This is a genomic window from Streptomyces sp. NPDC016459 (assembly GCF_040632845.1).
Classification (GTDB): Bacteria; Actinomycetota; Actinomycetes; order Streptomycetales; family Streptomycetaceae; genus Streptomyces.
On the sequence record NZ_JBEYCR010000022.1, the window covers coordinates 23,846 to 45,497 of the forward strand.

Below are 21,652 nucleotides of genomic sequence, written 5' to 3' on the forward strand. Positions count from 1 at the left end.
CACTTCGGGTCACGTTCTCGGCCGCTACGACTGTAGCTGCCGAAAGGTTTTTCCAGCTGACCGGAGGTGGGTGTGGCAATCGGGTGGGGTACGGGGCCCAAGCCGGCACTGAGCTGTGGGGACACTTTCGTGCGCTCTGGGCCTCGGCTCGGTGTCAGCTCGGCATGCCGTCGCGAGATCAAGGCGCTCAACGGGCCACAAGATCAGGGTGATTGTTCTCCGGACCGCTGCCCTTCTCGCCGCTGCTGTCTCCACGTGCCTGTTGTGAACGACGGCGATTCTCGGCTATGCCGAAGATCTTGTGATGCCAGGCTGCTGAACTGGGCATTCAACAGGTGCGTAATTCAGGGAATTTGGGACGATTGCTGCCGCATTTGGCGGGTGGTGGTCGTGGAGCCGGTCGAGAGGATGGCAGGAGCGGTCACGCTTCGCAGCAGGTGCGAGGCGCTCCCGGCCAGATGTCCGCCTTCGCGATGCCGTCGTGGCGGGTGCACGGCCGTTACGTACGTCACCTCGCCGACGCACCCATCGGCGGCGCCCCGGTGTTCATCAAGGTCGTGGTGCGCAGGTTCAAGTGTCTCAATGCCGGTTGCCCCGCGGTGACGTTCGTGGAGCAGATCGAGGGGTTGCGCGCCAGCTCATCAACTCCCCCCAAGCCATGCACGCTGCCGTCCTCGGCGCCGTCGCCTACCACCCCGATCCCGGCCGCACTCTGTGGCGCCTGGACGCCGACAACCCCGCCCGCCCCTACCTCTACGTCCTCACCCACCCCCAGCCCGACTGGACCGCCTTCGTCGAGCAGGCCGGATGGGCCGTCGACCACGCCAACGCCAAACCCGCTGTCGCCGCATACAAACCCCTCCTCGCCCACCTCCAAGAAGGACAGGAGTACACGTTCCGGCTCACCGCATCCCCCGTCATGAGCACCAAACGCACAGCACTCCTGAACCCCACCCAGACCACCCGGCAGGAAGCCAAACGCCGGAACAACGACCCCTCACAACGCCGGTCATACCGCGTCGCTCACCGCACCATGTCGGCACAGCTCGCCTGGCTCACCAGCCGCGCTCACAAACACGGCTTTGAACCACTGTCCATTCCCGGCACCGCCGACCCAGCACCCGGAATCTTCCCCTTCACCGACACCGCACCTTCCCCCGAGCCCATCCCAGACATCCGCATCACCCGACAGAACAGGCATGTCTTCGCGAAAGACCTCACCGACCAGACCGGCACACGAACCGGCACAACGAAGGTGAGCATCGACACCGCCACCTACGAGGGCAGCCTCCGTGTCACCGACCCCATCACCCTGGCCCGCGCCCTGATCACCGGCATCGGCCCTTCCAAGGCCTACGGCTGCGGACTGCTTACCCTCGCGCCGCCCACCCCACAAAACCCGTAACACGGCCAGCCGCAACGCCCACTCCCCCAGCAACCACAAGGCCGCCACCCAGCACACGCAGGCCCATTGATCGATGCGGCACTTCGCCTGAAGTGCCGCATCGATCAACCAGACTGGTCTCGAGGACGGCACCGGCACGGATGCGATCAGGAACCCAGCCAGCAGCGTCGAGCAGGAAACCGTCGAGCGGGCCTCTTATCAGCTCGGTGTAGGCATGCCCGGCAGCAAGCCAGCCGGCGCCCGAGCGGAGGAGCCATCCCCGCGCCCGCGGGGATGGTCCCACTCGCGGGGCCCGTCCCGCCGTCCACTCGCCCTGCTCCCCGCACTCGTGCCCCCAGAAGGGAAAGTGACCTACACGGCCGGGGCCGGTACCTTGCCGTCAAGTGCGGCCGCCACACCGCTTCGGCGGCACAAAGCGACCACGACGAAAGTGAGTTCACCCATGGCAGTGGGACGAAGAGTGTTTCTCGGTGCCTTCACCGCGGGCGCGGTCACCGTCGCCGCAGGCTCGGAAGCCGCGGCCGCGAGCGCCGACAACGAGTACACCCTGTACACCTCGCCGGCCCAGTTCTACGGGGCGTCGACGACGGCGCACACCGTCACCATCAATCACAAGGCTCCTTCCGGGGACACCGCGGCGCTGAACGTCACATCCGACAACCCGGCCACCTCGGCCATGTATCTGACCGGCGTGGAGACCTCGCGCGGCACACTGAAGATCTCGCACAAGGGATACGCCGACGGCTCGGACCCTGGGGCTTCCGGTCTCTCGATCGACCTCAGGACCGCCGGGACCGCAGCGCAGGGCATCTTCGTCACCGCGACCGACGGTCCGACCAAGGGTTCCCTGATCGTCCTGCGGAACAACCCGGGGGTTGAGGACTTCGTCGTCAAGGGCACCGGCCGGACCGGCATTGGCATAGCCCGCGGCGCCACGCCCCAGTCCCAGCTCCACGTGGTCGCGGCGGCCGACGCCCCCTCCGCCATCTTCGCCGAGGGCGCGGTGCGGCTCGCCAACGTCCCCGCCGCACCGACCAACGCGCCGGCCGCAGCCGGTGGCGGTTCCCTCTTCTCCCAGGACGGCAAGCTGTTCTGGAAGGGCGGCAACGGCACCGTGACCGAAGTCGCGTCGGCGTAAGGGGAGGACCAGGGTGCAACTGACCCCCGAAGAACTGATCTCCGAGTTCCACGATGCTGTCATGGAGCTGTACTTCGCCCGCAAGCGCATTGCGCGTCTGGAGGCGGAGAATGCCGACTTGAAGGCACGGCTGGAAGCGGCGGAGACGAAGTCCGGCACGGACCCGGCCGCCTGAGCGGGACGGGTCGGAGAGCCGGCCGCGGGAGAAGGCGGGCCTCCGCCGTATGACGGAGGCCCTCCTCAGCTGCGTACGGCCGTTACGCCGGAACCGCCGCCGTGCGCGGAGCCAGGCACTTCTTGCCGTTCACTCGCTCCGGACACGCCCACGCGGTCCAGAAAGGGCGTGCTGCCGCCCAGGTGAAGGGCCAGTTGGCGCCTCGCTTCTGCGCAAGCACGGTGCTCCGACGGCGCCACCCTGACCACCTACGACTACCCCGGTCAGGCAGTCCGTTGGAGCATCGCCCAGCTCGGCGCCACGCTTCGCGACCCGGTCGCCCGCGCCTGCCGCCTTGCCGCGGCCAACCCCACCCTCGCCGAATGGGAGCGGATGGCCCCGGGCGTCCCCTTCCGCCGCGTCTGCCCCACCCTCACCCCCGCCCCCTCCCCGCCCCCCACGGGTACCTTCCCGACCTTCCCTGTCCGCCCGACTCCGCTCCCTGCGGGGAACTGAGGACGGCCCGGGCTCGCGAACCGCTGCATCACCCTGCCCGCCCTGACTACGCGGGTACATCGACCTCGCGTTGCTGGGCGGTGGCGCCGATCCGCCCCGCCGGAGTACGTGCCCCTCGTGGGCAAGCCTTCGCCATCGCCCCTTCGCGTGCAGGGCAAGCTTTCGGGCAAGCCGCCCTGAGGAAGCTGGCTGGAGTCGCCCGCCATTCGGTGGGAAGGGGTCACCCGTTTGCCGGTTCCCCGAAGCGGGTACCGCCAGGGCCCTGTTCAAGGAGGCCGGCCATGTCCGGACGTCGACCCCCTTCTCGTACTGCGACTCGACGACGGGGGGCGCGGCGCCGGGTGGCCGCGTGCGAGGCGTGTCCACGGTGTGGCGAGCCGTGGACGGGTGCCCGTAGGGCGGGCGGGGCGCCGAAGGCGTTCGCCCAGGAGCAGGAGGGCGGGGGGCAGGAGCAGGAGGGTGGCGGCGGCGGAGATGGCGACTACGAGCATGCCGGTGAGGGCGATGGACCGCAGGAAGGTCAGGGGGAAGAGCAGGAGCGTGGCCAGGCACGTGGGGATGGTCGCGGCGAGTAGAAGACGGCGTGGCTGGTGGCCCGTACGGCGGCGGTTGCCGCGTCGCGCACGGAGGTGCCGGTGGCCAGTTCGCCGCGGTGGCGGGTGACGACGAGGAGGGCGTAGTCGACGGCGAGGCCGAAGTCCAGGGCCGCGCACGGGTTCATGGGCGGACAGGGCTGCCCGCGCTGCCACAGACGGACCGATATCTCCCGGCAGGAGACACAACTGTTCGCCGAACTCCAGCACGTCCTCACCGGCGAGGACCAGCAGTACCCACTGACACCGTACGGCGGCTACCGGCTCCACATGCTTCTCGCCGTACTTCACGACCAGGCCGTGGCCGTGGAGTTCGACGGCTCGTACTGGCACCACGACGCCGAGGAACGCGCCCGGCGAAAGGCAGACGCTACGCATCACCCGACGGCTCTGCGGGCAGGCGCGGAGCATGAATCGACTCCCCGACGCGAGCAGCTCCTACTGGATGCAGACGGTCGACATGCCCGCCTACCCGTCCTTGACGGCGCCGGCGGAAGCCGACGTGGTGGTGGTCGGCGCAGGAATCGCCGGTCTCAGCACGGCGTGGGAGCTCTCCCGTGTCGGCCTCCGCGTCATCGTGCTCGAAGCGGGCCGGGTCGCGGCAGGCGTCACCGGCCATACGACAGGCAAAGTCACCGCCCTGCACGCGAGCATCTACAGCGAGCTGCGCTCCCAGCACGGGGAGGAGGGCGCACGCCTCTACGCCACCTCGCAGAGCGCCGCGCTCGGCCGGATCGTGGAGGTGGCAGAAGAACTCGGAGCCAACTGCGAGCTCGAACGGCGCCCCGCCTTCACCTACTGCCAGGACCCCGACGGGGTACAGGCCCTGCATGCTGAAGCGGAGGCAGCCCGGCAGGCGGGCCTGAGCGCGACCTTCGTCACGGAGACCGATCTGCCCCATCCGGTGGCCGGCGCCGTCCGGGTCGACGACCAGGCCCAGTTTCATCCCTTGAAGTACCTGCGCGCACTCGCCGCCGATCTCACCGCCCGCGGCAGCGAGATCTACGAGAACACCCGCGTCACCGACCTCGACGAGGGTGAGCCCTGCCGGATCACGACGAGTTCGGGAAGGACCGTCACCGCCCGGTACGTGGTCGTGGCCACCCACCATCCCGTCTTCGACCACGCCCTGCTGTCCACGCGCCTCACCCAGCATCGCGATCTCGCCATCGCCGGCCCCATCCCCGCCAGCCAGGACCCCGGCGGCATGTACATCACCAGCGAAGGCGGCAAGCGGTCCGTACGGACGGCCCCCGGCCCGGGCGATGAGCGGCTGCTGATCATCACCGGCGAGGCCTTCACACCCGGAGCCGGAGAGGACACCGTGGCCCGCTACACCCGGCTACAGACCTGGGCCGAGCAGCGCTTCCCCGGCTTCAAGACCACCCATCGGTGGGCGGCCCAGGACAACAGCGCCACGGACACCGTCCCGCTGATCGGCCCCCTGCACCCCGGAAGCAAGAACGTCTACACCGCTACCGGGTTCGCCGGGTGGGGCATGACCGGCGGCGTACTGGCCGGACAGCTCCTCGCCTCGCTCATCACTGCCGCCCCTCGCCCGCCGTGGGCCGAGTTCTATGATCCCCGCCGCCTGGGACCAGCCGTTCGGACCGCCCCCGCGTTCCTCAAGGCTCAGTGGGACACCGGCAAGCACTTCGTGAAGGACCGCCTCGACGCACTGGGAAACGGAAGCAACGGCCCGGTCGCCTCCTTGCGCCCCGGCGAGGGCACCGTGGTGCGCGCCCACGGCAAACCCTGCGCTGTCCACCGCGACGACCAAGGCGAACTCCACGCCGTCTCCGCCGTGTGCACCCACCTCGGCTGCCTCGTCGCCTTCAACAACGCGGAACGCACCTGGGAATGCCCCTGCCACGGCTCCCGGTTCGGCATCGACGGCGACGTCCTCCAAGGCCCCGCCCTCCACCCCCTGGAACCGCAGGACACCGACAAGCTCTGATCCCACCGCGCTGCCGAGCGCCGGAACAGGTCCTGGACCCGGTCCCACGGCCCGTACCGCTCCGGCACGTCGCTTACAGGGCGCCGGTCCTGGTCCGCCCCCGTATGCCGCCTATCAACTGCCGCCAACTGCCGCCGGGTCCACACCGGTGGACGGCCCGGCTTCTGCCCAGCGGCAGCAACGGCTCAAGCCGCGCCCACCAGTCGCTCGTCAAACTCGCCCGCAACCCCAAAGGCGCGGGGCACACGGCCCTGCGGCGACGGCTGATCCGGCTCTTCGCCGAGATCCGTTTCCACCCGTACTGGGCCCGGCCGCGCCCAGGCGCCGGCCGCGTCGAACTGCTGGGCCAGGCGCGCGCCCTGCACCGGGAGCAGGAGGGATGAGCGCGAACGCGGACGGCGCATCCGATCCCGTCGGCACCTGCCCTTCCTCCGGCCTCGTCACCGCGGGGGCATCGCGAGGTGGCCCTACCCGAACGCGGAGTCAGGCCCGGACGTGGAGGGGCCGGCGGGACCTTTCGGATCGGCTTCGGCGAGACGGCGGGCCAGGACGTGCTGGGTTGGTGCCTGGTGTCCGCCTGAGGCGAGGATGCGCACCTCGTCCTGGTCACTGATCTCCGCCCGGATGATGCCGGTGGGATCGGCGTAGACCGGGTGACCGCCGGGCCCCTTGGAAGAAGTGCGCTCGACGATGGCGATGTCCTGAGCCGAACCCGTGTCGTCGGAGAACACCAGCTCATATCGGAGTGTGCTCATTCACACCATTTTACGCCGTTCTCCCTGCTACGCCCCCGGCCGACCAGCCGAAAACTCCCTGGTCAGAGTGGTGCGTGGCCGCGCCGCTTCACCAGGGGGCGCGAGACCGGGCGGACTGCGGAGCACAGGGTCCCAGGCGGCCCGACGCCCCCTCCGTTTCGTCCGGCGCCCGGCCGCCTGCCCCGGAAGCCCCGCCTCACATGACTACGGACATCGCTCCGCATCCCGATCCCATCCCGGCCGTGACCGGCATCGCCGCCGTTCCCCGCGACCGGCGCCCGCGCCTGGCCCGGATGGCTGGCCGTGCCCCGGTGCGTCCGACGCCCGTGGCCGCCGCCCACAACGTCAGCGCCGCCGCAGCGGCTCTTCTCGCGCTCGTCGCGATCGGCGCCGCCCTCCACGAGCCCGTGCTCATACCCGCGCTCGCCGCCAGTGCCGCACTGGTTCACTGAGCCCCCGGGCTGCCGCTGGCCCAGCAGCGAAGCGGGGTCTGCCCCTGATGGGCGACACGGGACGTCAACGTCAGGGCGCTGCCCTGACGGCTCGACGGCCCCGGAATCTGCACAGGGAGCTCCGGCTGCTCCGCCGACGCCGACGCCGACGCCGACGAGCCGGGCACCAGACGCCCGCGCGGGGCTTACCTCGCGATGTGGGCGCCCATCCCTCATGACCGAACCAACGATCCGATGACGGAAAGACACTCCCTAGCGGGGCTACGTCAGCGCTGCGTCCTCCGTCCCACCCGCGCGTCCGCGCGGCGCGACACGCCGGGGCGGGCCACTGCCGTGTCCGCTGACCGGGGGCAGCGGCGCGCGCCGCCACCCCTGCGCGGCCACCGGGCTGCTAGGCAGGCAGATGCACCGGCCGGTGTCGCCGACCCCTGCCGCCCCACCGCACACCCAGGAGACACGCACGTGCTGACCCGTGCCCACGGACGCCGATTCCGCACCGGACTCTCCGCCGCCGCCCTCACCACCGCTGCGCTCGGCGGGCTGCTCCAGCCCGCGCAGGCGGTCGGCGGCCCCGAGCCGGACCGGGACCGCCCGCACCACGACACACGTCTCCAGCAGCAACTCGAGCGGCTCGTCGCCCAGGAGGACGGCCCGCCCGGGGTGATCGCCGTGCTCACCCGCGGCGACCGTACGCAGGTGTACACCGCCGGTGTCGGCGACATCGAAACCGGCCGCCCGCCCCACCCCGACGACCACATGCGCATCGCCAGCATCGCCAAGGCCTTCAGCGGGGCCGTGGCCCTCAGGCTGGTCACCCAGGGAAAGCTGTCCCTCGACGACACCATCGGCGAGCGCCTGCCCGACCAGCCCGCCGCCTGGCACGCGGTGACTCTGCGCCAGCTCCTCCAGCACACCAGCGGCCTGCCCGACTTCTCGGCCGACCCCGAGTTCCTGAAGGTCATCACCGCCGACCCACGCCACGTCTTCGACTCGCGGCGACTTCTCGGCTTCGTGGCCGACGAACCGCTGCTCTTCGCCCCCGGCGCCCTGTACGAGTACTCCAACTCCGACAACATCGCCGTGGCCCTCATGGCCGAGGCCGCCACCGGCCGCCGTTACGAGGCCCTGCTCAAGGAGCTCGTGTACCGTCCCCTGGGTCTGCGCCGCACCAGCCTGCCCCAGGGCTACCGGCTTCCCCAGCCCTACTTCCACGGCTACGACGTCGCACCGCCCGCCGAACCCGAAGACATCAGCGAAGCCATCGGCGCTTCCGGCGTCTGGGCCTCCGGAGGAATCGTCTCCACCCCCCGGGAACTGGGCGCTCTCATGCGCGGCTACGGCGGCCCCGGCCTGCTGTCGGAGCAGACCCGCAAGGAACAGCTCACGTTCATCCCCGGAGGTTCCTCCGAGCCGGCCGGCCCCGGAACCAACGCCGCCGGGCTGGCGATCTTCCAGTACACGACCCGCTGCGGCGTGCTCCACGGCCACACCGGGAACACCCCCGGCTACACCCAACTCGCCGCCACCACCCCCGACGGCACCCGATCACTGACCTTCTCCATCAACACGCAGACCAGCAAGAGCAACAAGCCCGCCCTGCTGGCCCGGCTGCGCACGGTACAGGAGAACTTCGCCTGCGCTTTGTTCGAAGACCGCTGACCCGCAGCCGCATCGACCGCGCCGAGGGGCCAACGTCGTGCGGCGGAACGTGGCGTCCTCGTCACAGTGAGCCATCTGGCAACCTGCCACCCCACCTCCGGACCGCCGCGAGGCCGTGAGATACCGCCACGTCACTCACCAACCATGAGCCGGAACCCCCGAACCCCGCTGTCGCGCATGCGGGGCTGGGCCCGGTACCCGGTGCCGCGTCCGTTCAGCGCTGGCGGCGTGGTCAGGCGGCGTTCCACTGGTGTGCGCGGCCGCCCCGCCACTCGACCCAGGCAGGATCGTCGATCACCGCCTCGGGGTCGAGGAGTCCGGCGGCTTCCAGGAAGACGATCAGGTCATGATCGGAGTGCGCCAGCCCGAGGATCTCGTCCTGTCCGCCCCGGCGTACGGTCACCCGCCGGCCCCCGGAAGCCGAGGGACGGTGCACGGTGATCGGCACGCTGTTCACCTTCCCAGACTCACCCCACCCCGCCGTACGGACCAGTCGGGGCCCGGGATCACTCCTGGACGTGGTCGAGATCGGGGAGCGACAGCGAGAAGTGGCGCTCAAGGATCTCCATCAGCGGTGGAAGACGGCGAAGCCGTCTGTGCCGGCCTGCGCCTGGACCAGCTCGGCAGGGCATCGACGAACGGCTGGGCCGGCGTTTCCGAAGGCGTTCGTCCGCGGCGCGGAGGACGCCCTTGGCCCAGGCGTTCTGTGCTCTGAGCTGCTGGGAGCCGACCTCGAAGGTGATCCACCCCGAGCGGCAAGTTACACGGTCACCATCCGTTTCTGGCCGCCGTCGGGCCCCGGCGGCACGGCGCGTGATCACCAGCCGGGGTCCGTGCCAACCTGGGCGCCCGCAGTGGTTCGGAGCCGGAGGTAGACCGCCCGTGACGGCGAACAACGACCCCACCGTCAGGGGGCGGCGCCTGGAGCTGTGCCGGCTTCGCACGGCCAGCGGCCTGACCGGCAAGCAGGTGGTGGACCCGAGATACGCGTCCGCGTCAGCGGGGTGGGAGACTTGCGGGGATCGCCGTCCTGGCCGGCCCCTCGCCGGGCCCGGGGTGGGCGTGCCGGTGTCGCTTCTTCGGGTTTGAATCCTGGGGTTCCCGGTGGCGTATGCATTGTCTTTTCGCGGGCCCGTGCGGTCGTGCGCTGGTTGGGATGGGTCATGGCAGAAGAGGAATACGTATGCGGCGGGCTGGGGCCTGGGGCGCGGAGACGGGCGTGACGGCGCTCGGCTTGGCACGGGCGCTGACCGGCTTGCTGGAGGCCAGTCACACGGCGCCGTTCGAGCAGTTGCCCCGCCTTCTCGACGATGCCGCGAAGGAAGCCGGTGCGGGCGGGGCGCGGCTGTTCGTGGCGGATCTCCAGGAGGAGGTGCTGCGCGAGGTCACCGGGATCGGTCTGAGCGCCGGCAAGGGCGGCGAGGAGTACGCGATCGAGGGCACGCTGCCCGGCCGCACGTACCAGACGGCCGAGGTCACGGCGCCGGCACGTGGCGGGGCGTGCTGGGTGCCGGTGCGGGACGGTGCCGAACGCCTGGGGGTCCTGCTCGTCGAGCCCTGCGAGGGGAATGGGGGCAGGCCCGATACGGAGGTCATGCGGGCGCTGGCGTCGATGGCCGGGCTGCTGCTGACCTCCAAGCGAGCCAACAGCGACTCCCACGCCCGGCTGACCCGCGTCCGGCCGATGGGGATACAGGCGGAACTGCAGTGGAGCATGATGCCGCCGCGGACGTTCTCCGACCGGCGGGTCACGGTCAGCGCCTTCATGGAACCGGCGTACGAGGTGGCCGGGGACGCCTTCGAGTACGCGGTGGCCGAGGACGTCCTGCACCTGGCGGTCTTCGACGCCATGGGCCACGACACGTCCGCCGGCCTGACCGCAGCCCTGGCCATGGCCACCTGCCGCAGCCACCGCCGCGCCGGCGCGAGCATCCCCGACGCCAGTGCGGCGATCGAGCACACCCTGGTCGAGCAGTTCGGACACAGCCGCTACGCCACCGGCATCCTCGCCGACCTGGAGCTGGACACCGGAAAATTCAGCTGGGTCAACCGCGGACACCTGCTGCCGGTGCTGATCCGCGGCGGTCGCTGGGCCAGCACGCTTCACTGCCCGCCCGCCGGGCCGATGGGCAGCGGCTTCGACCTGCCCATCACCCAGAGCACCGAACAGCTGGAGCCCGGCGACCGGCTGCTGCTGTTCACCGACGGCATCACCGAAGCCCGCGACACCGCAGGCCGCGAGTTCGGCGTGGAACGCTTCACCGACTTCATCATCCGCCACCACGCCGACAACCTCCCCCTCGACGAGACCCTGCGCCGTCTCATGCACGCCGTCATGGACTACCACCAGGGACGACTGGAGGACGACGCCACCGTCCTCTTCTGCGAATGGCACGGCCCACGCGCCTCGGCAGGGTGAAACAACCACCGAACCGGGGCCACTTCACCGCCGCGAGGCGGCGAAAGGCGTCCCTCCTGCCAACCACTCCCCTACCTCGTCGGGCCGGTACGGTTACGCCTTGGCCTTCGTCATCAGCCGCAGCAGGCTGGAGAAGCTGTCCGCGGCGTGGCCGGCGTCCATGCCGCGCCGGAAGAGGTCAGCGACCGCGGCCGGAAGCGCGATGTCGACGCCCGCGTCGGCATTGGTGTGCAGGACGTGTTCGACGCTGGCCGATCCCATGGCCAGGCGGTCCACGTCACCCGTGTGCCGGCCGGCATCGACGCGCTCCGCGTAGAAGGAGAAGAATCCCGGCAGCGAGTTCGCGGTGTCCACCGCGTGCGGCAGGATGTCCGCCGCCGTCAGGCCGTTGGCGTCGGCCAGGGCGATGGCCTGCCAGTAGCTCAGCATGGAGGTCCAGAACATGACCATGCCGATCTGGTACATGAGCGCGGCAAGCCCGGGGTCCTCCCCCCGGTAGTCGGTCCGCCCCGTGATGACTTCGAGCGCAGGCCGGTGCTGGTCGAAGACCTGACGCGGGCCGCTGTAGAAGGTCGAGGACTCGGCCTGTCCGACCCCGGAGGGCGGCACGGTGACACCGCCGGTCAGCTGGACAGCGCCCCGCTCGGCTGCCCAACGGGCCGCGGCGCGGGCCTTCTCCGGTGTGTCCGAGCTGAGGTTGACCAGCGTCCGACCGGTCAGTGCGGCCGAGGCGGGCTCAAGGGTGGCGTACATGGCGTCGTAGTCCGTGAGGCTGAGGATCACCAGCTCATTGGAGGCGAGGGCCTCCTTCACGCTCGGCGCGAGCACCGCTCCACGGGCGACCAGGGCGTCTGCGCGCGACGTGGTGCGGTTCCAGACGGTGACGTCGTATCCGCGGTCGAGGAAGGCGCCGACCATGGCCTGCCCCATGGGGCCGAGGCCGATGACGGTGACCGACTGCTTGGTGCTGCTCATGCCGAGATCTCCATCCCTCATTAAAACGAGCGCTCTATTTAAAGCGTGGCGAGAACCTACCACGCTCTAGAACGAACGCTCTACTCAATGGGGCGTTACGGTGGCTCCATGCAGACCACCACCAAGGCCCGGATCGTCGTCGCCGCAGCACGCCTCCTGCAGCGGCAGGGTTACGTCGGCACAGGAATCAAGCAGATCGCCCAGGAGGCGCAGGCCACGCTCGGTTCCGTGTACCACTTCTTCCCGGGCGGCAAGGAGGCCGTCGCCGTCGCCGCGATCAAGCACTCCACCGAGGAATTCGCGACGCTTCTGCGGAAGGCGCTGGACGGCGACGACGACCCGGCGGAGGCCGTGATGGCCTGCGCCCGGCAACTCGCCGAGGAAGTGCGCGAGTCGGGCTGGATCGACGGCTGCCCCGTCACGGCAGCAGCTCTGGAGACGCTCGGCACCGACTCGGAGATCCAGCAGGCATGCGCCGACGCACTGCGCGGCTGGGAGCAACTGGTCCGTGACAAGCTGCTGCGCTGCGGGTTCCCCTCCCAAAGCGCCCGGGAACTGGCGACCACCGTCATCTCCGCCCTGGAGGGTGCCGAAGTCACCGCCCAGGTCAACCGCAGCGAGGAACCTCTCCTGGTGGCGGGCCGGCAACTCGCCCGCCTCGTTCGCTCGTACGAGGTTTAGGAAGTCTGTCGGCATGCGCGTGCCAGGTGTACGCCCACATGCGTGATTGCAGCCTTCGCGCCGGGAGGCATGTGGTGGGCGCACGCTGCGGACGCACGACGTCAAGCCGGGGCGTCCGCCACGGGCGGCGTCGTGTGACGTCGGCACCCCATGGCGGAGGAGCGGTGTGCGGCCGGCCCTGGGACCTTCGTGTCGCGACGCGGCATGATGGAGGCATGCGTTCCAGGCCTGTGCTCGTCTACGACGGAGACTGCGGCTTCTGCTCGATGTCGGCGAGATTCGCCGAACGACGCGTACAGCCCCGCTGCGACATCGTTCCGGGGCAGTTGGCGGACCTCGACCGCCTCGGCGTCACCCGAGAGCAGGCCGAGTACGAGGTGCTGTGGGTGACGCCCACCGGGACGGTCGAGGGAGGGGCCCGGGCCGTTGCCAAGGCTCTCCTGAGCGCCGGCGGGTTCTGGGCGCCGCTGGGTGCGACGCTCCTGCTGCCGGGCGTGCGGTGGGCTGCACGGCGCACCTACCGGCTCGTCGCGGCCCACCGCCACCGGCTCCCGGGAGGAACACCTGCCTGCACCCTGCCACGCCGTCCTGAGTGACTTGGGTTGGGGCGGCCCGGTCAGATGGCGGCGTAGACGATGCCGGGTCTGGAGGGCTCGTAGGCTCCGAGAACGGCCGGGGCCGTAAGCGGCGGGCTCGGTCAGCCGCTTTCCCGGTAGTTCATGAACCAGTGGGTGTCGAAATAGCGGGCCATCGTCAACGGGTGGTGCGGGTCGATGAGGATGCGGCACTGACAATGGTCATCGTCCAACCTGAAGCCGGCAGGTCATGGGGCCGGCGTGGGTCGAGACTGGAGTGCTCGCACTGGTCGCCACGCCTCAACTTCGCGGCGTTGGGTGCTCACCCGTCACCACTGGACCCCGGCATTCGTCAGCACGAGGAGGGCCCGCACCAGCGTGGTCGCGTGTCAGGCGTTCACGCGGACCTTGGCGAGGAACCTCCAGTTCCTCACATCGGCGAAGCCGTGCTCGCTCGCCGCCCGCTCGCAGCTGATCAGCTTGTTCGTCCTTCTGAGCGGTACTGAGGGGATGACCTCGGGTCGGTGACGGCCGGTGATGATCACGGGGTCGTCGGGATCGTCGTCCAGGCCGGTGATGCCGAGGTCCGCCAGCGCCGAGGCCGGCCTCCCCACAGCCTGGTGGTGATCTTGTCGTGCCGGGCGGCGGTCACTTCGCTGGAGCGGCCCGGCCCTGCTGCCGAAATTCACGCCCGGTTGCCGCGCTCGTCGGTCAGGGCGGGAAACAGCAGAACATGGGCCTTGTGCTTCCCGCTGTGGTTCGGCGGTCGGCCTCCCCGGCCTCCGCCGTCCCACGGGATGTCGCACAGCAGAAGGGGTGTGAGCTGGCGGTTGTCGGCCAGCTGCCCGGCGCGCGCTGTTGCGAGGTCATCGCACCTGGTCAGGGTGGGTATGACGGCTGTGGCTGCAAGCGAATCCGTATGCCACGGTGAGGTCCATGGAGGGGAATCAGCACACTCACCCACACGACCACCACGGGCACGGGCACGGGTCTGCGGAGACGGCGCACCGGCACGGGCCCTCGCGGCGGGCCCGGCTGCGGCACCGGGTCGCCCATCTGGTGCGGCCGCACAGTCACGAGGCCGCCGACATGGTCGATGCGGCGATGGAGACCTCCCGGGAGGGGATGCGCACGCTGTGGATCTCCCTGGCCGTCCTCGGGATCACCACCGTCGTCCAGGCGGTGATCGTCGCCCTGTCGGGGTCGGTGGCGCTGCTCGGCGACACGATCCACAACGCCGCCGACGCGTTGACCGCCATCCCCCTCGGGATCGCGTTCGTCCTCGGCAGGCGGGCACCGAACCGCCGCTACACCTACGGCTACGGCCGGGCCGAAGACCTGGCCGGCATCCTCATCGTGGCGACCATCGCGGCCTCCGCGGTCCTGGCCGCCTGGGTGGCCGTCGATCGGCTCATGAACCCCCGCGACATCACCCACCTGTGGGCCGTCTCGGCGGCGGCTCTGACGGGGTTCGTCGGCAACGAGTGGGTGGCCCGCTACCGCATCCGCACCGGACGGAAGATCGGTTCCGCCGCGCTGGTCGCCGACGGGCTGCACGCCCGAACCGACGGCTTCACCTCCCTGGCCGTCCTGCTGGGCGCCGGCGGCGCGGCCCTGGGCTGGCAGGCGGCCGACCCGGTCGTGGGCCTGCTGATCACCGCCGCCATCCTGCTGGTCCTGGGGGACGCCGCCCGGGAGGTCTACCGGCGCCTGATGGACAGCGTCGACCCCGCCCTGGTCACCACCGCCGAGCAGACCCTGCGCGGCGTGGAGGGGGTGCGGGGCATCGGGCCGGTGCGGATGCGGTGGATCGGCCACGCCCTGCGTGCCGAGGCCGACATCGTCGTGGACTCGCACCTGACCGTGGTCGAGGCCCACGAGGTGGCCGTCGCCGCCGAACACGCCCTCATCCACGCCGTCCCCCGGCTGACCGCCGCGACCGTCCACACCGACCCGGTCCCTGTTCCGGGCCACGACCCGCACCAGACCCTGGCCCACCACAGCGCTCACCCCACGGGCGTTGTCAGCGGCGGCTGAAAGAATCACCGGATGACGAACCCCGCCGCCGCCATCACCGCCTACTGGGACGACGCCGCCCCCAGCTTCGACGACGAACCGGACCACGGCCTCAAGGCCGCTCACACCCGCGCCGCATGGGCGAACCTGTTGACCGCCTGGCTGCCCACCACCCCGGCCGACGTGCTGGACGTCGGCTGCGGCACCGGGTCGCTCTCCGAACTGATCGCACAGGCCGGGCATCGGGTGACCGGGGTCGACCTGGCACCGCGGATGGTCGAGGCCGCCCAGGCCAAGCTGACGGCCGCCAACCTCGCGGGCCGGTTCCTGGTCGGGGATGCCGCCGTACCGCCCACCGGCCCGGAGACGTTCGACGTCGTGCTCTGCCGCCACCTGGTGTGGACCCTGCCCGACCCCCACACCGCCCTGCGCGAATGGGCCGGGCGCCTGCGCCCCGGCGGCCTGCTGATTCTCATCGAGGGCCGCTGGCGCGAGGCCGGACAGAAAGACGTGCCCTACGTCGCCGGGGCCGAGACCCTGCCCTGGTACGGGGGCATCGCCGCCGACGATCTGGCCGACACGGTACGCCCGCTCGTCGCCGGCCTGCGCATCGAACCCCTCAGCGCCGACACCGCCCTGTGGGGCCACCCGGTGGCCGACGAACGCTACGCCCTTGTCGCGCGAACCTGACCACCTGGCCCGACTGCCTCGACAACTCCCACCGGCGGCCCCCGGCTTCTCCTGGCGTCTGGACACCGCAAAGACGTCCCCCCGCAGCAGCCTCATGCGCTCGTGGTCCGCCGTCTGTCGGTGGCGCGGGAGCGGGTGCCCGACGGGACGCCGTCGCCCGTCCACCGGTCCTTCGCACGAGACGGACCCGTGACCCGGTCCCGGGCTGAGGCACCCCGGCGGAGGACGGCCCTGGGGCGACAGCCCTCCGCCTTTGGGGCTCACTCGGTGACGGCTCGCGTCATCTGACGAAGTTCCGCGTCAGCTGCGAGACGTTCTCGCTGACCAGCAGCCACGCGTGCTCCACACACCCCACGTTGGTGTTGCTCGCGCCGGACAGGACCGTGCTCGAGTCCGGATTGATCAACTCGTCGCACGTGGACCAGAAGGTCCCGTAGTTGACGGCCCCGGGCGTCTCGTCGCCGCTGTTGAGCGCGGTCAGGAAGGTGCTGCCCGTCGCCATCTCCTTGCACGACGCGAGCGCCCAGTCGCAGACCTGCGCCGCGTTCGTGCCGTGGTTCGGGCCGCCCAGGGACACCCAGTCGTCGACGTACGAGGTGCCGCCGAGGAACTTCAGGTACCAGCGCGAGCCCAGGCCGCCCATCGAGTGGGTGACGACGTCCACCTTCGCCGCGCCGGTGCGGGCGCGCAGCGCGTTGACCTGATCACGGATCTGCACGGCGGTCGTCTCGTTCGACTGGAACGGGTTGTACGACATCGCGTACAGCCGGTCGGCCGGCCAGCCGGACGCCTTGAAGTCGGAGACCATCTCGTTGAAGTTCCACGCGCCGCCCTTGTATCCGTGGACGAACAGAACCGGATCGGGCACCGCCGCCTGGGCCGGGGCCGCAGGCAGCAGGACGGCCGCCGCCGCCGCACAGGCCGCGGCGGCGGAGAGCGCACGGGTGAATCGTCGCATCGGGGTTCCTCTCACGTGCTGGGGGAGCCCCAGAGTGAGGGCGGCGCGACACCACGGCCATCGGCTGTCTCACCAGTCTTTACACGCCGGTAACTTAGCTCTAGCGTTACGAGACATGCCAGTGGGGCCACACAGCGCGGGTGCGCTGGAACAAGCGTCGGGTGACTGCGCCCCCGGGCTGTCGCAGGACGGCGTGAGCGTTCGCGTCCGGCTCGCGGTGTACGGCGACGCACGCGCGGCGGCCGAGTTCACCGCCGCACTCACCGCGCGTGAACGCGCCGGCCTCGACCCGCTGCCGGATCCGCTGACCCGCCGGCTGCTGGCCACGGAACAGCACCGCGCCCGTCTCGCCCGGCTGCCGGCCGCCACGCGCCGACTGCTGCTGCTCGCCGCCGCCGACCAGCACCCTGTGGAGAGCCGGGCGTTCGACCGCGCGGTGGTCGCCGCCGGGTACGAGCCCACGGACCTCGAACCCGCCGAGGAGGCCGGCCTCATCCGCCCCACCGCCGCCGGTCTCGTCTTCGCCGACCCGCTGGTGCGGGACGTGGTGTACGACAGCGCCGGACCCGAGGAGCGGCGTCTGGCCCACCGGTCGCTGGCGCTCGTCCTCGACCCGAGGGCCGAGCCCGGCCCGTGGAACTGGCATCGTGCCTGCGCCTCCCTCGGTCCGAGCAGCCGCCTCGCCCGCGCCCTGGCCGGCGCACCCGCCCCCGACCCGGCGACCGCTGCCCACCACGCGGAACGCTCCGCGCTCCTCAGCCCCGACACCGCCGTCCGCCACGCCGCCCTCGCCCGTGCCGCCCTCCACGCCTGGCACGGCGGCCTGCCCGACCGGGCACGTTGCCTCCTCGCCGCCGCGGAGCGCACGGCTCCCGGCACGGACCCCCGCGTGCGACTGCTGCGCGGCCTGGTCACCTTGCGCTCCGGGCATGCCCCCGATGCCTACGACGACCTTGCCGAGGCGGCGACCTCGGCCTTCGCCGGCGCGCGGGGGGCGTACGCCGTGACCGGCGGGGGGCGTTCGGCGACCGGCGGTACGCCTGCCGACTCCGCCTTCGCCGCCCCCGTGACCGCCGCGTACGCCCTCGCGTACGCCGCTGAAGTCGGCCACTACACCGGCGACCTGCACCGCTGCCACCAGGCCGCGGCCCTCGCCCGGAAGAGCCCGCCGCCGTCCGCTCCCGCCGCCCGCGCCCTGCTCGCCGGACTCACCGGGATCGCCTCCGCCGTACGTGGCCGCTACGCCGAGGCCGCCGTCCGGCTCCGTGAAGCCGTGTCCCTCGCCCGGCACGGCGACGACCCCACCGTGCTGGTGCACGCGGCGCTGGCCGCGCTCTACCTCGGCGACGACGACCTCGCCCTGGCCGTGGCGCACCGGGCCGAGTCAGCCGCCCGGGCCCAGGGCGAACACGCCGCGCTGCCCCGGCTGCTGGAGTTCCGCGCGTACGCCGAGGCGTGGAACGGGCGCCTCGGCGCCGCGACGGCCACCGCGGTCGACGCGCACCGCCTGGCCCGCGAAACCGGCCAGGACAACGTCGCCTGCCACATCCTGGCCGGCCTCGCCCTGCTGGCCGCGCTCCAGGGCGACACCACCACGTGCCGGGACCGCGCCCGGCAGGCCCGGACGTACGCGGCGGAGCACGGCATCGGGCTCGCTACGGCGCTCAGCCTCTGGGCGCTCGCCTACCTCGACCTCGCGCAGGGCCACCCCGCCGAGGCCGCCTCCCAGCTGCGCACCCTGGCCCGTCTCGGCCCCGGGCACGGGCATCCGGCGATTCGGCTGCTCTCCACCCCGCACTACGTGGAGGCCGCCGTCCGCGCCGGCGAACCGGCCGCCGCGGCCGCGGCGGCCGTCGGCTACACACGCTGGGCGGACACCGTCGCCAGCCCGGGTCATCTGGCCCTCGCGGCCCGCTGCCGGGCGCTGCTCGCCTGCGGCCCGGAGGCCCTCGCCCACTACCGTGACGCCCTGGACCTGCACGACGCGGATGGCCGTCACCTCGAACGCGCGCGGACCGAGTTGCTGTACGGCATCGCCCTCCGGCGGATGCGGCGAACCACGGAGGCGCGGGACCGGTTGCGTGCGGCGCTCCAGGCGTTCGAGCAGTTCGGGGCCCTGCCCGGCGCGCGCCATGCGGCGGCGGAGCTGCGCGCACTCGGCGATACGGCCCGGTCCGCCCGCCTCCCGGCAGCGGCGGCCCTTGGCGCGCTCACCGCTCAACAGACCCTGATCGCCGGGATGGTGGCGGACGGAGCGACGAATCGAGAGATCGCGATCCGGATGGTCCTCAGTCCTCGCACGATCGACCACCACCTTCGCAGCACCTACGCCCGCCTCGGCATCTCGTCGAGGGTGGAACTCGCGCGCCTTGTCGACGCGCAGGGTACGGCGGGCACCCTCAGAGGTCTGGACAACGACGAAGCCCCAGGTCGGTGACCTGGGGCTTCGTAAGAAGAGCGGATCGTCGGCGGCCCTCGGTGCGGGGCGGTCGGGGCGGGAACGACGCTCACGCTGTGCGACGGTACGCCGTAGCGGGGCCGGGCGGTGCCACCCTCGGCCCCGCGGGCGGCAGGATCGCAGGACCTCCACAGTGACCCGCCCGGTACAGGTGAACCCCTTGACGACCCCTTTCACCATCTCCGTCGAGCGGCCGCCGCGTCCCCACTGGACGCTGGAGTCCGCCCGACGACGCCCCTGGGCCAACTCCTCCCCGACACGGCGAACATCGCGTCGCGCAGCTTCGGACGCGACACCGGCCCGTGGGAACGGACCGCGTCCTGCCCCGCCTCCCGCCAGGCCTGACGCCGTCGCTGGACCGACCGGACGCCGACCCGTAACTCTTTCGCGATCTCCGTACTGCCCCGCCCGTCGGCGAGCATGGCGACAGCGCTGTTCTCGCTGGACGGGTGAGGTTACTGGCCTTGAAGTCGTCTTGTCGTAGGGGCTGCGGAGATCTCACGCCTCCGGGCATACCGCGACGATCGCCACCCTGCACCCGTTCAGGGCGTGCCGGGGGCCGCATGCCCGTCCGTGCTGTAGACCCGCACGCCGCCCACGTACGTCTCGACCGTGCGGACCGCGTGGAGGTCGGTGGGGGCGACGGCGAACGGGTCGCGGTCCAGGACCGCGAGGTCCGCGAGACGGCCGACCGCGATCACACCGGCGTCGTCCTGATGGTTGACCCACGCCGAACCGGCCGTGTAGGCGGTGAGGGCGTCGCTGAGAGCCAGGCGCTGTTCGGGAAGGAACGGGGGGCGCAGATCCGGTTCGCCCAGCTCTTCCGCCCACACCTGGCGGTTGACCGCGACGTGGATGCCGTGCCAGGGGTCGGGGCTGGAGACGAACCAGTCGCTGCCCGCCGCGAGGACGACGCCGGCCGCGTGCAGGGCTCCGAAGGGGTACTGGCGCCGCCCCCGTTCCTCGCCGAGGAAGGGCAGCGTCAGCTCGTCCATCGCCGGTTCGTGCGCGGCCCACAGCGGCTGCATGTTCGCGGCGGCGCGCAGGGTCCGGAAGCGCGGGATGTCGTCGGGGTGCACCACCTGGAGGTGGGCCAGGTGGTGGCGCAGGCCGGTGTGGCCGTGCGCGGCCACGGCCGCTTCGAGCGAGTTCAGCGCCTCGCGGACCGCCCGGTCGCCCAGGGCGTGGAAGTGGATCTGGAATCCCCGGCCGTCGAGGGCGATCACGGCGTCGCGGAGCACGGCCGGGTCGACCATGGAGATCCCGGCGTTGTCACCCGGGCAGCCGCAGGAGTCCAGGTAGGGCTCCAGCATGGCGGCGGAGAAGTTCTCCACCACCCCGTCCTGCATGATCTTGACGGTGCCGGCGGTGAAGCGTCGGCCTCCGGCCGCCTTCTCGCGGCGGGCGAGCAGCGAGTCGATCTGGCCGAGGTCCTGGTCGCGTTCCCACCAGAGCGCTCCCCGCACCCGTGCGGTCAACGAGCCGTCGGCGTCGCAGGCGAGGTAGGTGTCGAGGGGGTCGGGGAAGCCCGCGTACGTGCCGACGAGGGCGTCCTGCCAGCCGGTGATCCCGAGCGAGTGCAGCAGTTGCTGGGCGGCGAGGAGCCCGGCTCGGGCTTCGGCCGCCGAGGCGGGGGGCACGAGGGCGCCGACGATGGTCATGGCGCCCTCGTGCAGTACGCCGGTGGGTTCGCCCGTGGCGTCGCGCTCGATGCGGCCGTCCGCGGGATCGGGTGTGTGCCGGTCGACTCCGGCCAGGGCGAGGGCGCGGGAGTTCACCCACGCCGAGTGTCCGTCGCGGACGGGGAAGTAGGCGGGCCGGTCGGGGAGGATGTCGTCGAGCTGGTCGCGGTGCGGCAGACCGCCCGGAAAGGCGTCGAAGGACCAGCCGCTGCCCTGGATCCAGGCGGCCCCCGCGTGGGCGGCGGCGTGGGCGGCGATCGTGGCTCGGTAGTCGCGGGCGGTGCGGCCCGCGCTCAGGTCGCATCCGAGCATGCCGATCCCGGCGATCACCGGGTGGACGTGGGCGTCGGTGAACCCGGGCTGTACGAACCGGCTGCCGAGGTCGGTCACCTCGGTGCGCGGGCCGATGTGCTCGCGGACCTCCCGGTCGGTGCCGAGGGCGGTGATCCGGCCGCCGGTGACGGCCAGTGCCGATATCCGGTGGCGTACCGGGGATGCCGTCCAGATGGTGCCGTTGACAAGGACGAGGTCTGCGTGGCGCATGTGTGGACTCCGGTGGGTGGGTGGGA

At 71.5% G+C, this 21,652-nt stretch carries 21 protein-coding genes and 1 pseudogene; 14 read left to right on the plus strand and 8 right to left on the minus strand.

Annotated features, from left to right (window positions below; genetic code table 11):
• Window positions 1-473 precede the first annotated feature (473 nt).
• From ABZ567_RS30205 to ABZ567_RS30220, 4 genes and pseudogenes are all read left to right on the plus strand, one after another.
• Window positions 474-569: pseudogene (locus ABZ567_RS30205) on the plus strand (hypothetical protein); the annotation flags it as partial.
• An 89-nt stretch (window positions 570-658) separates the two neighbouring features.
• Window positions 659-1,405: a type I-E CRISPR-associated protein Cas6/Cse3/CasE gene (cas6e, locus tag ABZ567_RS30210; RefSeq protein WP_360795951.1), complete on the plus strand. Its 747-nt coding sequence runs from the start codon at window positions 659-661 to the stop codon at window positions 1,403-1,405.
• 460 nt (window positions 1,406-1,865) lie between these two features.
• Entirely contained in the window at window positions 1,866-2,543 is a 678-nt protein-coding gene (locus ABZ567_RS30215; RefSeq protein WP_360795953.1) for a hyaluronoglucosaminidase, read from the plus strand.
• A gap of 13 nt (window positions 2,544-2,556) precedes the next feature.
• Window positions 2,557-2,718 carry a hypothetical protein gene (locus ABZ567_RS30220; protein WP_360795956.1) on the plus strand — a complete coding sequence of 54 codons (162 nt, stop codon included), beginning with the start codon at window positions 2,557-2,559 and terminating at the stop codon, window positions 2,716-2,718.
• Between the two features lie 1,015 nt (window positions 2,719-3,733).
• Here the strand turns inward: ABZ567_RS30220 and ABZ567_RS30225 are convergent.
• Window positions 3,734-3,934 carry an MMPL family transporter gene (locus ABZ567_RS30225; RefSeq protein WP_360795959.1) on the minus strand — a complete coding sequence of 67 codons (201 nt, stop codon included), beginning with the start codon at window positions 3,932-3,934 and terminating at the stop codon, window positions 3,734-3,736.
• Between the two features lie 281 nt (window positions 3,935-4,215).
• Here ABZ567_RS30225 and ABZ567_RS30230 point away from each other — a divergent pair, with 281 nt between their 5' ends.
• Both ABZ567_RS30230 and ABZ567_RS30235 read left to right on the plus strand, forming a co-directional pair.
• On the plus strand, window positions 4,216-5,763 hold the full coding sequence (locus ABZ567_RS30230; RefSeq protein WP_360795962.1) for an FAD-dependent oxidoreductase: 1,548 nt from the start codon (window positions 4,216-4,218) through the stop codon (window positions 5,761-5,763).
• Between the two features lie 104 nt (window positions 5,764-5,867).
• Window positions 5,868-6,146 (plus strand): hypothetical protein, encoded by a 279-nt coding sequence (locus ABZ567_RS30235; RefSeq protein ID WP_360795965.1) that lies wholly within the window; start codon window positions 5,868-5,870, stop codon window positions 6,144-6,146.
• An 84-nt stretch (window positions 6,147-6,230) separates the two neighbouring features.
• Here the strand turns inward: ABZ567_RS30235 and ABZ567_RS30240 are convergent, their stop codons facing one another.
• Window positions 6,231-6,518: a DUF6296 family protein gene (locus tag ABZ567_RS30240; protein WP_360795968.1), complete on the minus strand. Its 288-nt coding sequence runs from the start codon at window positions 6,516-6,518 to the stop codon at window positions 6,231-6,233.
• A gap of 200 nt (window positions 6,519-6,718) precedes the next feature.
• Here ABZ567_RS30240 and ABZ567_RS30245 point away from each other — a divergent pair, with 200 nt between their 5' ends.
• Together ABZ567_RS30245 and ABZ567_RS30250 are read left to right on the plus strand one after the other, a co-directional pair.
• Window positions 6,719-6,970 carry a hypothetical protein gene (locus ABZ567_RS30245; RefSeq protein WP_360795971.1) on the plus strand — a complete coding sequence of 84 codons (252 nt, stop codon included), beginning with the start codon at window positions 6,719-6,721 and terminating at the stop codon, window positions 6,968-6,970.
• A 462-nt stretch (window positions 6,971-7,432) separates the two neighbouring features.
• A complete protein-coding gene (locus ABZ567_RS30250) occupies window positions 7,433-8,629 on the plus strand; it encodes a serine hydrolase domain-containing protein (RefSeq protein ID WP_360795974.1) in 1,197 nt (398 codons plus the stop codon).
• A gap of 232 nt (window positions 8,630-8,861) precedes the next feature.
• On the opposite strand, the gene ABZ567_RS30255 is transcribed toward ABZ567_RS30250, so the two are convergent.
• Window positions 8,862-9,086, minus strand: coding sequence for a hypothetical protein (locus tag ABZ567_RS30255; RefSeq protein ID WP_360795977.1), 225 nt, complete (start codon window positions 9,084-9,086; stop codon window positions 8,862-8,864).
• Window positions 9,087-9,812: 726 nt separating this feature from the next.
• On the opposite strand from ABZ567_RS30255, the gene ABZ567_RS30260 reads away from it, so the two are divergent.
• Window positions 9,813-11,048, plus strand: a complete 1,236-nt coding sequence (locus ABZ567_RS30260) for a PP2C family protein-serine/threonine phosphatase (RefSeq protein ID WP_360795980.1) — start codon at window positions 9,813-9,815, stop codon at window positions 11,046-11,048.
• A 93-nt stretch (window positions 11,049-11,141) separates the two neighbouring features.
• Here ABZ567_RS30260 and ABZ567_RS30265 read toward each other — a convergent pair whose 3' ends face one another.
• A complete protein-coding gene (locus ABZ567_RS30265) occupies window positions 11,142-12,023 on the minus strand; it encodes an NAD(P)-binding domain-containing protein (RefSeq protein WP_360795983.1) in 882 nt (293 codons plus the stop codon).
• Window positions 12,024-12,131: 108 nt separating this feature from the next.
• Here ABZ567_RS30265 and ABZ567_RS30270 point away from each other — a divergent pair, with 108 nt between their 5' ends.
• Together ABZ567_RS30270 and ABZ567_RS30275 are read left to right on the plus strand one after the other, a co-directional pair.
• Window positions 12,132-12,704 (plus strand): TetR/AcrR family transcriptional regulator, encoded by a 573-nt coding sequence (locus ABZ567_RS30270; RefSeq protein WP_360795986.1) that lies wholly within the window; start codon window positions 12,132-12,134, stop codon window positions 12,702-12,704.
• 215 nt (window positions 12,705-12,919) lie between these two features.
• Window positions 12,920-13,300: a DUF393 domain-containing protein gene (locus ABZ567_RS30275; RefSeq protein WP_360795989.1), complete on the plus strand. Its 381-nt coding sequence runs from the start codon at window positions 12,920-12,922 to the stop codon at window positions 13,298-13,300.
• A 368-nt stretch (window positions 13,301-13,668) separates the two neighbouring features.
• Here ABZ567_RS30275 and ABZ567_RS30280 read toward each other — a convergent pair whose 3' ends face one another.
• The gene (locus tag ABZ567_RS30280) at window positions 13,669-13,893 is read right to left on the minus strand and encodes a hypothetical protein (RefSeq protein WP_360795992.1); all 225 of its coding nucleotides are present in this window, start codon (window positions 13,891-13,893) and stop codon (window positions 13,669-13,671) included.
• 322 nt (window positions 13,894-14,215) lie between these two features.
• On the opposite strand from ABZ567_RS30280, the gene ABZ567_RS30285 reads away from it, so the two are divergent.
• Complete coding sequence (locus tag ABZ567_RS30285; protein WP_360795995.1) at window positions 14,216-15,316, plus strand: cation diffusion facilitator family transporter; 1,101 nt, start codon at window positions 14,216-14,218, stop codon at window positions 15,314-15,316.
• A gap of 12 nt (window positions 15,317-15,328) precedes the next feature.
• A complete protein-coding gene (locus ABZ567_RS30290) occupies window positions 15,329-15,985 on the plus strand; it encodes a class I SAM-dependent methyltransferase (RefSeq protein ID WP_360795998.1) in 657 nt (218 codons plus the stop codon).
• 280 nt (window positions 15,986-16,265) lie between these two features.
• Here the strand turns inward: ABZ567_RS30290 and ABZ567_RS30295 are convergent, their stop codons facing one another.
• Window positions 16,266-16,943, minus strand: coding sequence for an alpha/beta fold hydrolase (locus ABZ567_RS30295; RefSeq protein ID WP_360796001.1), 678 nt, complete (start codon window positions 16,941-16,943; stop codon window positions 16,266-16,268).
• Window positions 16,944-17,136: 193 nt separating this feature from the next.
• On the opposite strand from ABZ567_RS30295, the gene ABZ567_RS30300 reads away from it, so the two are divergent.
• On the plus strand, window positions 17,137-19,380 hold the full coding sequence (locus tag ABZ567_RS30300) for a LuxR C-terminal-related transcriptional regulator (protein ID WP_360796004.1): 2,244 nt from the start codon (window positions 17,137-17,139) through the stop codon (window positions 19,378-19,380).
• Between the two features lie 194 nt (window positions 19,381-19,574).
• Here ABZ567_RS30300 and ABZ567_RS30305 read toward each other — a convergent pair whose 3' ends face one another.
• Together ABZ567_RS30305 and ABZ567_RS30310 are read right to left on the minus strand one after the other, a co-directional pair.
• Window positions 19,575-19,823 carry a hypothetical protein gene (locus tag ABZ567_RS30305; RefSeq protein ID WP_360796007.1) on the minus strand — a complete coding sequence of 83 codons (249 nt, stop codon included), beginning with the start codon at window positions 19,821-19,823 and terminating at the stop codon, window positions 19,575-19,577.
• 120 nt (window positions 19,824-19,943) lie between these two features.
• Window positions 19,944-21,626 (minus strand): amidohydrolase, encoded by a 1,683-nt coding sequence (locus tag ABZ567_RS30310; protein ID WP_360796010.1) that lies wholly within the window; start codon window positions 21,624-21,626, stop codon window positions 19,944-19,946.
• Between the last annotated feature and the right edge of the window lie 26 nt (window positions 21,627-21,652).

Excerpts from the sequence above, each read along its gene's own strand:
- cas6e (WP_360795951.1), top strand. The coding sequence starts at position 659 with ATGCACGCTGCCGTCCTCGGCGCCGTCGCCTACCACCCCGATCCCGGC.
- ABZ567_RS30225 (WP_360795959.1), bottom strand. The coding sequence starts at position 3,934 with ATGAACCCGTGCGCGGCCCTGGACTTCGGCCTCGCCGTCGACTACGCC.
- ABZ567_RS30230 (WP_360795962.1), top strand. The coding sequence starts at position 4,216 with ATGAATCGACTCCCCGACGCGAGCAGCTCCTACTGGATGCAGACGGTC.
- ABZ567_RS30235 (WP_360795965.1), top strand. The coding sequence starts at position 5,868 with ATGCCGCCTATCAACTGCCGCCAACTGCCGCCGGGTCCACACCGGTGG.
- ABZ567_RS30240 (WP_360795968.1), bottom strand. The coding sequence starts at position 6,518 with ATGAGCACACTCCGATATGAGCTGGTGTTCTCCGACGACACGGGTTCG.
- ABZ567_RS30245 (WP_360795971.1), top strand. The coding sequence starts at position 6,719 with ATGACTACGGACATCGCTCCGCATCCCGATCCCATCCCGGCCGTGACC.
- ABZ567_RS30260 (WP_360795980.1), top strand. The coding sequence starts at position 9,813 with ATGCGGCGGGCTGGGGCCTGGGGCGCGGAGACGGGCGTGACGGCGCTC.
- ABZ567_RS30265 (WP_360795983.1), bottom strand. The coding sequence starts at position 12,023 with ATGAGCAGCACCAAGCAGTCGGTCACCGTCATCGGCCTCGGCCCCATG.
- ABZ567_RS30270 (WP_360795986.1), top strand. The coding sequence starts at position 12,132 with ATGCAGACCACCACCAAGGCCCGGATCGTCGTCGCCGCAGCACGCCTC.
- ABZ567_RS30275 (WP_360795989.1), top strand. The coding sequence starts at position 12,920 with ATGCGTTCCAGGCCTGTGCTCGTCTACGACGGAGACTGCGGCTTCTGC.
- ABZ567_RS30285 (WP_360795995.1), top strand. The coding sequence starts at position 14,216 with ATGGAGGGGAATCAGCACACTCACCCACACGACCACCACGGGCACGGG.
- ABZ567_RS30290 (WP_360795998.1), top strand. The coding sequence starts at position 15,329 with ATGACGAACCCCGCCGCCGCCATCACCGCCTACTGGGACGACGCCGCC.
- ABZ567_RS30295 (WP_360796001.1), bottom strand. The coding sequence starts at position 16,943 with ATGCGACGATTCACCCGTGCGCTCTCCGCCGCCGCGGCCTGTGCGGCG.
- ABZ567_RS30305 (WP_360796007.1), bottom strand. The coding sequence starts at position 19,823 with ATGCTCGCCGACGGGCGGGGCAGTACGGAGATCGCGAAAGAGTTACGG.
- ABZ567_RS30310 (WP_360796010.1), bottom strand. The coding sequence starts at position 21,626 with ATGCGCCACGCAGACCTCGTCCTTGTCAACGGCACCATCTGGACGGCA.